At 40.3% G+C, this 11,987-nt stretch carries 10 protein-coding genes; 5 read left to right on the top strand and 5 right to left on the bottom strand.

The genetic code is table 11. The annotated features are described in order from the left end of the window. Positions 1-19 precede the first annotated feature (19 nt). The 5 genes from F565_RS0118200 to F565_RS0118180 form a co-directional block, all read right to left on the bottom strand. Positions 20-2,062, bottom strand: coding sequence for an FG-GAP-like repeat-containing protein (locus tag F565_RS0118200; protein ID WP_020214677.1), 2,043 nt, complete (start codon positions 2,060-2,062; stop codon positions 20-22). A 30-nt stretch (positions 2,063-2,092) separates the two neighbouring features. Beyond that, positions 2,093-3,178 carry a hypothetical protein gene (locus F565_RS0118195; RefSeq protein WP_020214676.1) on the bottom strand — a complete coding sequence of 362 codons (1,086 nt, stop codon included), beginning with the start codon at positions 3,176-3,178 and terminating at the stop codon, positions 2,093-2,095. 121 nt (positions 3,179-3,299) lie between these two features. Next, complete coding sequence (locus F565_RS0118190; protein ID WP_020214675.1) at positions 3,300-4,391, bottom strand: SO2930 family diheme c-type cytochrome; 1,092 nt, start codon at positions 4,389-4,391, stop codon at positions 3,300-3,302. Between the two features lie 39 nt (positions 4,392-4,430). Further along, on the bottom strand, positions 4,431-4,988 hold the full coding sequence (locus tag F565_RS0118185) for an acyl-CoA thioesterase (protein WP_020214674.1): 558 nt from the start codon (positions 4,986-4,988) through the stop codon (positions 4,431-4,433). Further along, a complete protein-coding gene (locus F565_RS0118180) occupies positions 4,988-6,403 on the bottom strand; it encodes a DNA recombination protein RmuC (RefSeq protein WP_020214673.1) in 1,416 nt (471 codons plus the stop codon). The genes F565_RS0118185 and F565_RS0118180 overlap by 1 nt, the downstream gene beginning before the upstream one ends. Before the next feature lie 313 nt (positions 6,404-6,716). Between F565_RS0118180 and F565_RS0118175 the strand changes: the two genes are divergently transcribed. The 5 genes from F565_RS0118175 to F565_RS22515 all read left to right on the top strand — a co-directional run bounded on the left by F565_RS0118175 (position 6,717) and on the right by F565_RS22515 (position 11,982). Next, positions 6,717-7,250: a hypothetical protein gene (locus tag F565_RS0118175; protein ID WP_020214672.1), complete on the top strand. Its 534-nt coding sequence runs from the start codon at positions 6,717-6,719 to the stop codon at positions 7,248-7,250. Positions 7,251-7,318: 68 nt separating this feature from the next. Beyond that, a complete protein-coding gene (locus F565_RS0118170) occupies positions 7,319-8,587 on the top strand; it encodes an erythromycin esterase family protein (protein WP_020214671.1) in 1,269 nt (422 codons plus the stop codon). A gap of 97 nt (positions 8,588-8,684) precedes the next feature. Then, positions 8,685-10,010 carry an erythromycin esterase family protein gene (locus F565_RS0118165; RefSeq protein WP_020214670.1) on the top strand — a complete coding sequence of 442 codons (1,326 nt, stop codon included), beginning with the start codon at positions 8,685-8,687 and terminating at the stop codon, positions 10,008-10,010. A 99-nt stretch (positions 10,011-10,109) separates the two neighbouring features. Then, positions 10,110-10,763: a hypothetical protein gene (locus F565_RS0118160; protein ID WP_020214669.1), complete on the top strand. Its 654-nt coding sequence runs from the start codon at positions 10,110-10,112 to the stop codon at positions 10,761-10,763. Between the two features lie 121 nt (positions 10,764-10,884). Continuing rightward, positions 10,885-11,982 (top strand): hypothetical protein, encoded by a 1,098-nt coding sequence (locus F565_RS22515; protein ID WP_154652665.1) that lies wholly within the window; start codon positions 10,885-10,887, stop codon positions 11,980-11,982. The last annotated feature ends 5 nt before the right edge of the window (positions 11,983-11,987 follow it).

The raw sequence follows: 11,987 nt of genomic DNA, 5'->3' as shown, positions 1-11,987 counted from the left end.
TGTTTAAAGAAAAGTATAATTACCCTTTTATGAATGTTGCAGAATATTGCTTGCCGCTTTTATCCTGAACCTTTATAATGTAAGTGCCTTTTGCAAGGTGTTGTACCGGTATTGCAGCATCCTGTACCGTAGCCGATTTTACAAGTTTGCCATCAATACTGTATATGCTCGCTTTTGTTGTATCAAAAGAAACTACACTTTTTATATTAAGTACCTCTTTAGCAGGGTTAGGGTATACTGCAAATGCTGTAGCATTTAGTTGTTTTGTTCCCAATACATGAGTGCCTTCTGTTACAAGTAATGCGCTGTTTATTGCAGGGTTCTCTATAGTATCTACCGTTCCCGATGGCCATTTTATAACAACACGGTCTATAGCATCAAGTGTCCCAATGCCAAAATGGGTGTTAAGGGTGCTCATGTAGTAAAAGCCGTCGCCACTTTTTACATCGCGTATTTGTTTTTCCCAACCTTGTCCTGTTCCGTAAAGCTCAATTCTTGCTCCTATACCATTCCTGTTACTGGCTACTCCGTGTAAATTAATTTTTATCCAGTTATTGCCGTTAGGTGAATTAAGGTAAATGTAGTTATCATTTTGAATGTCAAGGAATCCATCATTGTTAAGATCGCCTATAGGGCCGCTGCCAGCCGTTATAACAATAGGGCTAAAGGTCATGTCGCCATTGTTGTGCATAATGGTATTGGCTCCGCAAAAAACATCTGTATAACCATCGTTATCAAAATCATGTGCCACATGCACAAGGTTAGATGATGTAAAGGTATCAAAACCGGAGCCTGACGTAATGTTTGTAAAAGTGCCGTCTCCGTTATTACGCATTAGTTTATGTTGCTTTAAAGAATCGGGAAGGTTGCTATTATCGCCATATACACCTGCGCTGTTGCCTATCATAATATCCATGTCGCCATCGTTATCATAATCGCCCCACGCCGCCGACCATGACTGGTGCAGGTCTGCTAATCCGGCTTCTGCAGCTACATTGGTAAACGTACCGTCGCCATTATTACGGTGCAGCTCATCTATACCGGCCTCGTTTAAGCCTCCGCGGCATTTAGCTATAAAAAGGTCTATATCGCCATCATTATCATAGTCTATCCATATAGAACCGTAGTTACCACCAGAACCGTAATCTCCTAAACCACCCTGATGGTAGGTAAAGCCTTCATTTCCATCATTCTGAAAATATACATTAGGGGCAATATCATGGCATACAAAAGCATCTAAGTTGCCATCGTTGTTAATATCTACAAAATTTGAACGCTGCGAAAAAATAGACTCAGGTGAATCTAATACGTTGCTAAAGCCTGTATTGTTACTACTGGCAAGAATAATGCTCGCACCGCCACTGCTGCCAAACAAAAGGTCGTTGTAACCATTTTTGTCATAATCGCCGGCAGAGATACTCCAGGTAGGGCTGTTTTGCGCTGCCGGAAACTGGTAGCTAACAGGTGTAAACCCATTACCGTTAGTGTTTTGCGTTAATAAATTAACAGAGTTACCTTCTACAGCAACAATATCGTCAAGGTAATCGCCATTCATGTCTGCAATACACCATTTTGTGCCTTGAAGGCTTATTGCCCGCTGCGTAAACAGCGACGGTACAAACTCCTGTTCGGTAAGGTTAAAGACAAAATCGTCACTGCTATAAATATTATCAAAAGCAAAATAATAGGTAGTACCCTGCACAACGTCAAAATGTACAAGAGACGTGGCAGATCCGCCGCTATCATCATCGCCTGCTACACAGGTAAAATTATTGCAACTGCCGGAGTACACATTTAAACGTGTATCGCTAAGGGGGTAGCCGCCTACATTTGTAGTAAGGGTAACGCTGTAATCGTTATCAGGAATGTATTTATACCATGCGCCAAGAGCGGTAGCTCCCGGCAGGGCATTAAAGCACATTAGAAGTGGAGCCTGGCTGCCTTGTGCAAAACTAACATTGTGTATACCTGGCGTAACAACAGGAGCATTGTCGCAGTTTGTTTGCGCCCCTGCCGATATGCAGGCCAGGGAAAATAAAGCAAGGGTAAAGAGTTGTTTCATATTCTATAAGTATTTAGTAGTTTGTTTTTGTTAAGGGCATGGGGCATCCATGGCATTTATCCATGCATCTATCAGTGCAACAGCTTCGGTATGAATAACTGTCCTGCCTAAAATAGGCATACGCTGTGTTTCGTTTATAGTGTTCATCCTAAAGCGCATTACAGATTTTACTGCGTTTCGTTTATTAACTATATAGGGCAGTGACGTATTTATAATTTCTTGTGGGGCAACGCAAATTCCAAGGTTTGCAGGAATTGTTGTTTCGCTAAAAGCAAAGCGCATGGGCCTGTAGTCGCAATGGGCACCATCGCTGTGGCAATGTGCACAGTTAATATCCAGGTACGACCTTACGCGTAATTCCAGAGGCTTGGTAGTATCGGTCCAGTCGGCAGTAGTGGTTATTAGTGCCGGTACATTATTTGTAAGGTAGCCTTCCTGTACCCAGCGGGTAAGCTGGTTAGCGCTGCCATTGGCATAATTGTAATCTTTGTTAAGGTTTTGCGGTTTAGGGCCTATGGGTAATGCTGTAGTAGAGTGTTTATGGCAGGTAAAACATTCACTTTCTGGCGGAATCCTGTAATTGGCGCTTTTAGTTACATTACCCTCTGTCCATGATATTTGGGTAAATCCGCCACTCAGGCTGTAAAAGGCTTCTGTTTGCTCATCATTCCATATATAATCGGCAAATATCCATCCGTCAGCTTTTTTGATCATCAGGCGGGTTTCAATAATACGGGTGGTATTATTAGGTAATACATTATCGTAATAAAAGTTTTTTATTAGCACAGCACCGGTAGGAAATTCAAGAATTTTATTATCGGCGGTATAGGTAGCCTTAGCACCTTCCGGCATCCATACAAACCTTTTTTTGTGCGCATAATCTGTAAAAAGACTGCTATTAAGGTCATAGGGTAACACTTTGTAAGCAGGCTTAAGATCTTTCATTTCGCCTTCAAAAAATTTGTAATCAGATAACTTTGGGTAGGGTACAGTACTTAGGTCAATATTTACGGGAGATATTTGTTTGTAGTCTTGCGAATCATCCGATCCGCAAGAAGAAATAGCAATAAATACTGACAAAAAAAACAAAGTCCTTAAAATGTAGTGATTTTTCATTGGGTAACTTCAATAAATTCTTTAAAGTAGCAAATATAACATAAAAGCAATACCATGTTAATTTAAAGCAAAAAAAATAGCCCTATAAAGGCTATTTGTAATTAAAATGTTTTAATAGTGGCTATGGGCAGGCTGCATCCATAGTATCTATCCACTCCTGTATGAGTGCAATTCCTTCACGGTGTATAAGAGAACGCCCTATTAACGGCATCATTTCATTAGGATCGGTCGTTCTTATTTTTGATAACATAAGTGAAGCTTCGGCATCCTGGCCTGCAATAATGTATTGCTCATCTCCACTAACAAAATCCTGCGGCTCTATACAAATACCCAGATTTGATCTTATATTTGTTTTGTTAAATGCGAGATTCATAGGGGTATAACTACATGACCCTCCTGTAGTATGGCAGTGGGCGCAATTAATATCTAAGTAGGAGCGGGCTCTTACATCTAATGAGAGAGATACATCTGTCCAGTCTGCAGTAGATGCTATATTTGGTGGTACAGCATTAAGATATCCAATAGCCATCCATTTATATAGCTGATTGTTAACACTATCTGTATAAGTATAATTTTTGTTGAGGTTTTGCGGCTTTGGCCCTATAGGAACAAATGTATTATTAAGGGTATGGCAGGAAGCGCATTGCGCCTGCGACGGTATTTTGTAGTTAACGGTACGCAGGTAATCACCCTGATACCATTTAATTGTCTTCGAGCCCGAATTTGTTGTTAATACTGCTTCGGTCATCTCTGCATTCCATACATAATTTGCAAATATCCATCCGTCGGCTTTTTTTATCATAATGCGTGTCTCCACAATATCTGTAGTGCCGGAGGGGTAGGCATTATCATAATAAAAAGTTTTTATGAGCGCGGTGCCTGTAGGGAAATCCAGCACTTCACCATCGGTAACATAAGTAGCTTTTGTGCCTTCGGGCATCCATACAAAACGTTTTTTAAGCGCATAATCTGTAAATAGAGAGCTGTTTAAGTCGTAGGGTAAAACACCCTGTACCGGCTGCTGGTTTTTAATATCGCCCTCAAAAAAATTGTAGTGTGAAAGTTTTGTATAGGGTATAGAATCGAGATTCATGATCACGGGAGACGCCAATCCCGCAGGGATTTGTATATAATCGTCATTGCCGTTATCTCCACAGGAAAACAGGCTGTAAAAGACCACACATAAAATAAGAGTAAGTAAGTTTTGCTTCATGCAATATTTTGGTTAGAAAGCAAATATATAAAAACAACCTTACTTTGCAAGCTCATCACTAACCTTAACCCTGTAGTTTTTAAGTGCTTCAATAGCTTCTACAGAGGTGTGATCGAAAGTCTCTTCATGAACAATTTTTTCTTTTTTAAGGCTAAGGCGCTTAACAGAATTATAAAACCTGCGCACATCATCGCGGGTACAAAGCATTAACGGTGGTACCGTTACGTTATTGCCGGCGCTGTCTTTTGCCACCATGGTAAAATAAGAAGAGTTACAGTGCGTTATCTTACCGGTTTGTATATTTTCGGATATTACACGTATACCCACTATCATAGAGCTGTTGCCCACATAGTTTACAGATGCCTTAAGTGTGGTAAGTTCGCCAACCTCTATAGGGTTAAGAAAATCTACAGTATCTACCGATGCTGTAACGCAGTAGCTACCACTGTATTTTGATGCCGATGCAAAGGCTATCTGGTCCATAAGCATTAGTATGTAACCACCATGGATCTTTCCGCTAAAATTAGTGTGCGAGGGCAGCATCAGTTCTGATATGGTAACTTTTGAAGTACTGACTTTCCTGTATTCTGAATTCATTAAAGTAAGGTATTGGGATTTGAAATTTCCTGATCCGGGCCATTAAGCAATATATCGTCTTCTTCCTGCTGGAGCGCACGGTTAAGTATGCTCTCCGGTAGCGACTTCTTGGCTTTGGCGCCCATCTTTTTAAGTTTTTCTATAGAGGTAATAATGTTACCGCGCCCGTCGAACAATTTGCCCATGGCATTCTGGTATTCGCCCTGTGCATCTTTCATTTTGTTGCCTACCTTAGTAAGGTCGCCTATCAGGCCTTCAAACTTATCGTACAGGGCACCTGCCTGGCGTGCAATTTCGTATGCGTTTTCTTGTTGTTTCTGGTTGGTCCACATACTGTCTATAGTGCGCAGGGTAGCCAAAAGGGTAGTTGGGGTAACAATAACAATATTACGCTCAAAAGCTTTGCTGTACAGCGTGGCATCTTCATTAAGAGCCAATGCAAAGGCAGGTTCCATAGGAATAAAAAGCAACACAAAATCAGGGCTTTCTATCTTGTAAAGGTCATGGTAATTTTTATCGCCCAGCTGGTCTACGTGACGTTTAATAGAGTTAACATGGTCTTTAAGGTACACCAGTTTTAAAGGATCGTCTTCGGCATTAATATAACGCTCATAAGCAATAAGCGACACCTTACTATCTACTATCATTTTTTTGCCGTCGGGCAGGTTAATGACCACATCGGGTAATACACGACCACCGTCTTCCAATGCATGGCTTTGCTGTACGTAATACTCACGGCCTTTTTCCAGCCCCGATTTTTCCAGTACGCGTTCCAGTACCAGCTCGCCCCAGTTCCCCTGCATTTTAGTATCGCCTTTAAGGGCACGGGTAAGGTTAAGGGTTTCGCGGCTCATGTTCTCATTCATGGTTTGCAAGCCTAAAATTTGCTGGCGAAGTGCGGCATGGTAATCTATACTCTCTTTATGGGTGTCGTCTACCTTTTTTTCAAACAGCTGTATTTTTTCCTGCAATGGCGATAGTATGTTTTTCATATTCTCGCGGTTCTGCTCGGTAAACTTATTCGATTTTTCCTCTAATATCTTATTGGCAAGGTTCTCAAATTCTTTGGTAAATTTTTCACGAAGCTCTTCTGTTTCCATGCGTTGTTCGCGCATGCGGTCCAGGAGGTTGTCAAAGTCTGCCTCCTTTTTAGTCAGTTGTACATTAAGGGCATCTTTGGCAGTGCGAAGGTCGTTACGCTCGTTTTGTAAAAGTGCAACCTGTTTTTCTATATTCTGCCTTTCTGCAATTGCCTGTTGTTTAAGCTGCTCTATAGTTTGTTGCAGGCTGTTGTGGCGCTCCTCCTGCACCTTGATGTCGGCAGATGCCTTTGCGGTAAACAGGGCTTTGCCTATAAAAACACCTATGGCAAGTGCAATAATAAAGGCAAGTAAAAGTGTAATAGTTTCGGGCATTGTGTAGTGTAATTTGGTAAGGGTAAAAGTACGGAAAATTTTGGTAGCTGATAATTTACTTTATATTTGTGTAAAGGGCTTATACCATTTATGAATATATATTAGCCTGATTTTTTCAGCCATTTATTTCACGCAAAGTCGCCAAGACGCAAAGCTGTATACTAAATTAGGTTTCGATACAGCGACTGGTAAGTCGCAAAGCTTTGCGACTTACCAGTCGCTTGGCAGGTAGGTCTGCGTAACCCAGCTTTGCGTCTTGGCGACTTTGCGTGACAAATTATTTAGACTGGATTATATTAATAATTGTATTACTATGAAAATTTTTATCCTTCTTGGTTTAGTTTCTGCATCATTACTTACTAAAAGTGATGTAATAATCGATGAAAATTTAAACGTAAATAAAAGCATATTTTATTATAAGGGTGCAAGGGGCGGCATGCTGCAATGTGGTGATAAAATAAATGGCGATACAATAAACCTGTTTATGGGCAGGAGGGGTTTTGCAGGTTATACATTTAATTTGAATCTTATTGGTAGTGAGAAAAAAATCAGTGTACACCAATGGTCGGATTATCCACAGTTTGATGGTGAGATTTTAATAAAGCTTCCCAATAAAAGATACAGGCTTACTGTTAATAAAAAGTATTTTAAAGTTGGGGATACCCTGAAAGCTAAATTTTTTGTGGTTACGGAAGAGAATAAATTTTCAAACAAAATGAAATTTGAGGGAGAGATCTATCATATCATTGGTGGAAATTTATTTAGCTGGAGCGGAGGTAATTCTTATAGAAACCCAATATATAATAACGGTTTTCCTCTACCCAAAAAAGAAGTAGATAGCCTGTAGTAATTGGTAGCTAAAAATAATTACTCCTTATACTGCGTTACTTTTAATACCAACCAATAAAACCAACCATGAAATACATTTATGTAGCAGCCCTATTATGTTGTAACCTCACCTTTTCTCAAAATACCGATGTTGTTAACTGGATTAATAAAAATGCAGTTGTTATTGAAGATGCTAACGCCGATACTCCACTGGCAGCCTTTGCTAAAAATGTCCCTCAAAAGTTTAAAGATGCCCGCGTGTTTGGTTTTGGCGAAGCATCGCATCATGGTAAAGAATTTTTTAACCTGAAAGCTAAATTCTTTAAATATCTGGTAGAGCAGCAGGGAGTCAGGATCTTTATTATGGAAGAAAGTTACCAGGCAGAGCAGGGTATTAACGAATGGATAAGTGCCGGTAAGGGAGATAGGACTACCATACTTAAAAATTTTGGGCATTATTTATGGCAAACTCAGGAGGTTTTAGAGCTACTGCAATGGATGCGCACCTACAACGGGGACAAACCCCGCGAAGCACAAATACGGTTTTATGGTGTTGATAACCAAATGGGATATGATATTAATAAACATTTGCGCACTTATGTACAAAAATATAATATAATGATAGATGAGAGCCTCCTGGCAGCGGCAGACAGTTGCTCTGCCGCGCAGTATGGTAAAGTAGCATTGAGAGTATGGGATAAAAAAATGCTGCCAAAATTGCAGCAGATTAAACAATTAGTTGAGCAAAATAAAAGTGATATTAACACCCAAATATTTGAATATAATGATATTATGCGTGGGTTAGAGCGTTTGGAGCAATATACTGTTTACATAGCATGGCCTGCAGCAGGAGTGCGGGATAACGCTATGTATCTAAATGTTTTAAAAATACTCGAAATAGAGGGAGCTAATAGTAAAGCGTTTATTTGGGCACACAATGAGCACATTAATAAAAAAGATTTTGGTACAGCCGTCCCGAGTATGGGCAGCAGGCTTAAAGAATATTTTAAGGAGGGATATTATGCTATGGGTTTCGATTTTGGCGGTGGCAAGCTTAAAGGATATAAGTTTAAGAATAATGAGGTTATTGGCCAGACGTACTACACGCTCGATAAACCCTATAAAAAAACCTTCGCAGAAACACTAGTGCTGTCGCAGCCCGACATTTTTTTTATAGATATGGATGTGGCAGAAAAAAATCCTATAGCTGCAAATTTTTTTGGAGCAGCGATGAAACAGCTTTTTTTGGGCGGCCCGGGTTTTGATCCTAAAAAGCAAACTTTTTTTTCGAGAAAATATACTGAGGCTTATGATGGCCTTATTTTTGTTAAAACTATTTCTCCTGTTAGCTATTAATTTAGATTGCTTTAAAAGCACAAACAACAATTAATATTATATTACTTTATTTATCAAATCAATAATCAATCAATCAATCAACCAATAAAACCTTACCATGAAATACATTTATGTACTTGCCTTATTATTCTTAAACCTTACCCATGCACAGGATACTGCTGTTACAGACTGGATTAATAAAAATGCTATTGTTATAGAAGATGCTAATCAGGACACCCCACTAACGAATTTTAAAGCAAAAGGATCTGACATTTTTAAAGACGTAAAGCTTTTTGGTTTTGGCGAAGCGACACATTTTACTAAAGAATTTTTTGATCTTAAAGTTAAGTACTTTAAATATTTGGCAGAAAATGAAGGTGTCACCATTTTTATGATAGAAGACATTCATAGTAACATGTACGAGATAAACAATTTTATTAAAGGAGGACAGGGAAATGCAGCGCAGCTGGCAGGGAGCATGGGTTTTTTGCTTTGGCGTAACCAGGAGGTACAGGGGTTACTGCAATGGATGCGTACGTTTAACGAGGGTAAACCGGCAGACAGGCAACTTAAATTTTACAGTATAGATTGCCAGTCGGCGGCAAATACGAATGTGAATTTAAAAAGGTTTATAAATAAGTACAGCATTAAAACCCGGGAGGGTATTAGTGCCGTATTAGATTCGTGCAGTACCCTAAGTGTTTTTTCTAAAAGTAAAGATGAGGTTAAATTGAAAGGGTATACAAAACAGCTGCAAACATTGCAAAATGATATTGAGACTAATTTTAAACCGGAAAATCAGGAACAGGCAAATGATTTAAATGATGCTCTTTACACGCTTACCATTTTAAACCAGTTTACCGGCTTTGTATTAACCACTACACAACCGTACAGGGATAAGTGCATGGCAGATAATGTACAATGGATATTGCAGCATAACGGCCCGGCAGCCAAAGGTTTTATCTGGGCTCATAACAGCCATGTATCTAAAGAAAACACCAATTATAAGCGATTGGGTATGCACCTTAAAAACACCTTTGGCAACGCTTACTACAGTGTAGGGTTTAGCTATGCACAAGGTAAATTGTGGGGTGTAAAAGTTAATGATAAAAAGGAGGTTGTTGGGGTTGTCTATAACGTTAAAAATGCTGAAAAGAAAACGCCCGAAGCTGTTTTAAGCCAGGCACAGGCATCTGTGTTTTTTGTAGACTTTAAGCAGGCTGCCCAAAATATTGTCATGTATGGTTTTTTAAATGCTAAACTAAAATGTATGGATACCGGAGGGAATGGTTTTTATCCTAAACAGTCGGGAGCAAAAGCTAAACTTATAGATATGTACGATGGGCTTATTTTTATTAGAGAAGTATCATTACCTCATTATATACCGGGCAAGGTAAAAGAAACAATGCAAAACCCTGTTGAAGAAATTACGATAACGAGATAAGCAGGATCCCTAAACTCTACTATTACTGTTGCCACATTTTAAAATAAGATTATATTTATCGAATCTTTTTATAAAATGCCCTATCAACATCACAATACTATGAGCGATAAATACCTTTCTTTTAAAAAATATCCCGATGCTTTACAGGCTCAGGATTTGCAGCAATTTTTACTTCAAAATAATATAGAGTGCCTTTTTGTAGATGCTTCGCCAAGCTTAGGTAGCAGCTTCTCCGGAGGCGACCTTTTAAAAGAATATGAAGTGCAGCTTAAAGCAGAGGATTTTGAAAAGGCGGAACAGCTCATGGAGACAAGGGTGGAAAGCCTTATGGCCGATGTACCGGAGGATTATTACCTGTTAACTTTTACTGATGAGGAACTTCATGAAGTTATAGTAAAAAGGCATGAGTGGAACGAGTTTGACTACCTGCTCGCACAGCACCTGCTTGCCGAAAGAGGGCAGGAGCTTAGCCAGCAGCAAATTAACGCTATGCGCAATGAACACATTGCCGAACTTGCCAAACCCGAACAAAACCATACCGGCTGGATCGTGTTTGGTTATATATGTGCCTTTCTTGGCGGTTTATTTGGCATCACTACAGGTTATGTACTATGGACAGCCCAAAAAACATTGCCTAATGGCGCACGTGTTTATACCTATACTGCGTCTGACAGGGCACATGGCAAAATTATATTTGTACTGGGTATTGCAGTGCTTGCAATAATAGTGGCATTAAAGATCGTAAAATGGTAGATGCAAACTAAGTTGTAGTTTAACTGTTAAAACTTAAGTTCATACCTTAATCAAAATACTTTTTGGCCTACCCTTTGCGTTAATTAATTATACGTGAGCCTTATTCGCGTATCAGTTAATTATGAGAAGCATTAAACTCTGCATCCTTGCCGCAGCTTTGTGCTGCATGGTGCCTGCTGTGGCACAAAAACAATTTGGGTCGGCACGGTACACGCACATGTGCAGTTACTATGGCGAAGACATTAAGGGCGATATTACTGCTTTTGAAGCTGGAGCATCTGCCCGGAATGTGGTAAAAAATATCATGTCGGTTATTGGCCTTAAGGCAAACTTTGAGTTGCGTGCCGCCAATGTGCCTAATGCCGCCGCGGTTATGCTTAACAGCAAGCGCTACATACTGTATAACCCGGAGTACATGAACAAAATTAATGAACGCACGGGGAGCAACTGGGCCGCCATCAGCATTTTTGCACACGAAATAGGCCACCACCTTAACGGGCATACGCTCGATAATGTGGGCAGCCGCCCGCAAACAGAACTTGATGCCGACGAGTTTAGCGGATTTGTACTGCACAAAATGGGCGCATCGCTTGAGGAAGCCCAGGCAGTAATGTCGCTTATAGCATCGTTAAAAGGTTCGCATACCCATCCGCCTAAAAAAGACCGCCTGGCCTTTATAGCTACAGGATGGAACAACGCAGGTCCGGCATCTGCCACTACGGCCGTTGCAGAAAAAACGACTATTAAACCTTATGTTGCGCCAATACCTGTGGTAAGTAAACCGGTTGTTAACCAGCGCCCTGTTGTGCAAAATGCAACGGTGCGTACACCGGCCACTACTCCTAATAAAGTTGTGGCACAAAGAACCGTTGTAAGAAGGCCTGTGCCCCGCCCGGCACCGGCGCGTACTGTTGCGGTAACCACAAACAATGCAACTTCGCGGACTGCTAATATTCACCAAAGTATTAATTCGGTTAATGTTACTTCTGAAGCGCACTTTGATGCCGACCCATCCGGAAAATATTACCTTACTAAAAAGGGTAACCTTGTGCAGGTAGAAAATAACAATGTTTACCTAATTGCCAGCCTTTATAAATCGGACAAGCAGGGGTACAGCATTATGTTTTCTGACAGGGATGCCAACAAAGTATACATTGCAAATGGTGGTGCCTTGGTAGATAACAGCGGTGCTAAAGTGGGGTATGTGAGAAGTCGATAAGTTTT

Source organism: Flavobacterium rivuli WB 3.3-2 = DSM 21788 (assembly GCF_000378485.1).
In the GTDB taxonomy this organism is placed as follows: Bacteria; Bacteroidota; Bacteroidia; order Flavobacteriales; family Flavobacteriaceae; genus Flavobacterium; species Flavobacterium rivuli.
The sequence above is the reverse complement of the archived record's forward strand: the minus strand, read 5'-3'. Positions and strand labels throughout refer to the sequence as shown.

Coding starts and splice junctions, on each gene's coding strand:
- F565_RS0118200 (WP_020214677.1), bottom strand. CDS start 2,062: ATGAAACAACTCTTTACCCTTGCTTTATTTTCCCTGGCCTGCATATCG.
- F565_RS0118195 (WP_020214676.1), bottom strand. CDS start 3,178: ATGAAAAATCACTACATTTTAAGGACTTTGTTTTTTTTGTCAGTATTT.
- F565_RS0118190 (WP_020214675.1), bottom strand. CDS start 4,391: ATGAAGCAAAACTTACTTACTCTTATTTTATGTGTGGTCTTTTACAGC.
- F565_RS0118185 (WP_020214674.1), bottom strand. CDS start 4,988: ATGAATTCAGAATACAGGAAAGTCAGTACTTCAAAAGTTACCATATCA.
- F565_RS0118180 (WP_020214673.1), bottom strand. CDS start 6,403: ATGCCCGAAACTATTACACTTTTACTTGCCTTTATTATTGCACTTGCC.
- F565_RS0118175 (WP_020214672.1), top strand. CDS start 6,717: ATGAAAATTTTTATCCTTCTTGGTTTAGTTTCTGCATCATTACTTACT.
- F565_RS0118170 (WP_020214671.1), top strand. CDS start 7,319: ATGAAATACATTTATGTAGCAGCCCTATTATGTTGTAACCTCACCTTT.
- F565_RS0118165 (WP_020214670.1), top strand. CDS start 8,685: ATGAAATACATTTATGTACTTGCCTTATTATTCTTAAACCTTACCCAT.
- F565_RS0118160 (WP_020214669.1), top strand. CDS start 10,110: ATGAGCGATAAATACCTTTCTTTTAAAAAATATCCCGATGCTTTACAG.
- F565_RS22515 (WP_154652665.1), top strand. CDS start 10,885: ATGAGAAGCATTAAACTCTGCATCCTTGCCGCAGCTTTGTGCTGCATG.